We start from the raw sequence: 3323 nt of genomic DNA on the forward strand, positions 1-3323 counted from the left end.
AACCACACCGTCTACAGCGCGGTCGCGCCGAAGGCGGTCTTCACGATGCGCACATTGGCCACGAGGCCAGCCCGGCCCCCGAATTTAGTGCGCAGATCCCCATCACTGCGGATGGCTCGCCACGTAGTCTGCGGCCCCGATCGGTGACGTTGCGGCGTAGCCGATGGGCAGCAACACGTCGCCCGCGTTCGTGTTGCAGTAGACGTCCCACCGGTAGTAGCCGGCGAACGTGGCGGGTTCGGACGCGATGAGCGCCGCGTATTGGTTGACCGCGCGCACGTATTCGTTCGCGTGGTTGTAGCGGTAAATGGCGTGATCACGATCGTTGGCAAAGCCATTGGCGGCCAGGTAGCGGCCCGCCGCCATGATGCTGTCGCGCGGCGAGTCGATATCGCCGCCCTGCCCGTAGCTGGCAAACGTCGCGGGCAAAAACTGCATGGGCCCCCGCGCGCCGGCGGTGCTCACGCCGTGGATGCTGCCGAGACGGGTTTCGACGAGGTTGATCGCGGCCAGGTAGTTCCAGCCGACGCCGGATTCCGACTCGGCCTGGTGGTAGTAGCCCAGCAGCTCGTCGGCCGGAGCCGGTGCCTCGATACTCCAGGCGGGCAGCGTGTCCCTGACGGACGTCATCGCGGTGAGCTGACGGCGGGCGTCGACATTGCGGTCATAGACATCGAGCAACGACGGTGGGATCCGCGGTCGCGTGGTCGCATCCCATTCGGGATGTCGCCCGATGGCGCGATAGGCCGCCTGCTCGCGGTGCGCCGCCGCCACCAGCGCCGCCTCCCCCGTCGACGCGTCACGCAGCGCGTGCTCATCGGCGACGAGGTCGTCGGCCACCTGCGCGGGGTCCGACGCCAGCTGGGGCTGCGCGCCGTCGGGGATGCTCGGGGTGTCGGGCATCACCCTGATCGAGGCGGACTCCGGGGCGGCAATCGCCGCAATCGGCTCGGTCAAGCCGACGAGCGCGAACACGATCGCCCCCACGACCAGCGGCGTGGCGCCTGCACGATTACGGCTCAGGGTGTTCACTTCCGTCAACGGTAGCGGTGCCGGCGGCCGATGCGAACCCGGTCACGCCCACTACCCCGTCAGGGTGTCGACGTGGTAGCGGCTGGCGGTCCAGGGCGGGGCGCCGGGGATGGGCGTGAGTGCGACGGTGATGCGGTCTTTGCCCGCGGTGAGAGACTCGGGCATCAGGTAGGTGTCATCGAGCCAGCGATGCACGGTATTGCTGCGGGGCTGCAGCCAGATCCCGGCGGGGGTGCCGTCGATGGCAACCTCTGCTGCCTGATAGCCGGTTGCCTGGTCCGACGTGCGGCGCAGGAGGATGCCGCGGTTGTCCGGGTCGATTGCGACGTAGAAGGTGATCGCGGCGCTGGCGGCGCGGACCAACCCGATGACGGGGCGGGTGTCGTCGCTTCCCTCGTATTGGCTGACCAATAGTTGATTGTCGCCGTCGGCGTCGCGGTAGCCGTGCAGGAGTCGATTCACGGGATCGGTGGGGCTGAGTTCGTCGCCGGGCGTGATGGTGTCGTCCGGTTGTGTGTAGAGGAATGCGGTTGAGCTGTAGTCGGGTTGGACCATGTTGCGTTTGCCGTGCTCGATCCCGAATCGGAGTGCGGAGTGGTAGTCGATGCCTTCGGCGAGCGTGAGCCGATAGACGGCCACGCAGTAGTCCGCGCACCCGCCGCTGGCCGTGCGTTGATCGGGTTGGCCGGTCAGTGGGGCGCTAAAGTGCTTGCCGTTCTTGAAGTACCAGCCGCCCTCGTAGAAGTCCTCGGTGCCGGTGCCGTACCACTGGGGTGACAGGGCACCGTCGGTGTAAACGCGTTCGGCTCCTTCCAGAAAGTAAGGGGCGTCGTCGCTGAACGCGGTCTTGGTCCGGGAACCGCGGATGGTGTGGCTGACGCCGACGAATTTGCCGTGACCGTGTTCATCGGCGAACAACCAGTCCTGGCCGAGGGCAGTTGGCGCAGCATGCGAGCGTGCGGTGAAGTAGCCGGCGCGGCCACTGGCGAGCGCGGGCGCCCACTCCGGGTCGGCCGTGGTTACGACATCACTGTCGATCCGCGGCACGGGATCTGCGGTCGTGTTGAGGAGGGTGATGCGGGCCATGCGGGCGAAAGGCATTGGCCACCACTCCGATAACGACAACGACCCGTCGGGTTGTGCGGCCGTGGCGAACATTAGCGACCGGACGTCGTTGGCGCCCAACCCGGCGCCGAAGAATTCCGCGAGTGGCGAGTCGACTGTGGTTTGACCGTCGAACTCGACCTGCAGCCTCAACCCGCTCAGGAGTTGATCCGTCGGTTCCGGCAGGTGCAGGCGAAGCGCCGAGATCACGCCCGATCCGGTCGGTTCCGCTATCGTCGCTCCCGCGCCGCGAGGCAGCTCGATGGCCAGATTGCTGTGCGCCGCTTCGGGTGCCGACGATTTGGGATCGCCGGTGCCCGCGGCGCGGAGGGTGGCGACGACATCGAGCGCGGGATCGGAGGGCGAGAAAGTGTTCACGCCATCGGCGGTCGTAAACCGGCGATAGTCGACGTGGTAGTACTCCAAATGCGATGCGACGCTGATCCGCATCGATTGCCGGTACGGCATCGGTACCTTGATGTAAACGCCGCCCGGCGACTGCGCGGCGTTGGCCACCAGAGGCCACACGAACGGCGCACCGACCACGCCATCGACCAACGATTGCAGAGGTGCGTCTATCGCGGTGTGTCCGTCCAGCTCGATGCGGATCGCTCCGAGTGCGCGCACATTGCCGCCGTCGCGGGTGAACCAGATCGAATCAACCTCTCCGGCACCGCGATCCTCGGCGATCACACAGCCGGCGCCTCCGGACGCCAAACACCCGCCGCTGCCGTTCTTGTTGCCGGTGGAGATGTCGAAATCACCGCCGCTGCGATCGAAGCTCGAGAACTGCAAGCTCTGTGTGTCGGCGCTCAGATACGGCAACCGATCCAATCGTCGGTAGACGTCCCATCCGACCGCCCTTTCCCCGGGTGCTTTGATGATCGGTTCAGCGGACGCCGTGCTTGCCGCAGCGATACCGGTGGTTCCCAACAGCAGTGCTGCGAACATGGCACACCACGCCCGAACAACGAACGGCGTCGGGCCAAAGCCACCCGCCCACAAGCCAATTCGCACACCTGACAGACCGTTCATCCCGCCGCTCCTCAGGGTTCAGCGAACAAGACGTCTCGTCCTAATCACCGACCCGAGCGTCGGCCGAAGTACCTGTTGACACCGGACTCTATGCCCTATCGGGCTTTCCCCGACCCGGCGACAGCCATCGGGGACGGTCGCTGCGTCGGCGA

At 66.4% G+C, this 3323-nt stretch carries 2 protein-coding genes; both read right to left on the minus strand.

Annotation, left to right across the window (positions count from 1 at the left end; genetic code table 11):
• Nucleotides 1-102: 102 nt before the first annotated feature.
• Nucleotides 103-1023 carry a transglycosylase SLT domain-containing protein gene (locus JWP83_RS13745; RefSeq protein ID WP_297730701.1) on the minus strand — a complete coding sequence of 307 codons (921 nt, stop codon included), beginning with the start codon at nt 1021-1023 and terminating at the stop codon, nt 103-105.
• A 60-nt stretch (nt 1024-1083) separates the two neighbouring features.
• Nucleotides 1084-3087, minus strand: coding sequence for a glycoside hydrolase family 172 protein (locus tag JWP83_RS13750; RefSeq protein ID WP_297730703.1), 2004 nt, complete (start codon nt 3085-3087; stop codon nt 1084-1086).
• Nucleotides 3088-3323: the final 236 nt, after the last annotated feature.

This window comes from Mycobacterium sp., assembly GCF_025965855.1.
Taxonomy (GTDB): Bacteria; Actinomycetota; Actinomycetes; order Mycobacteriales; family Mycobacteriaceae; genus Mycobacterium.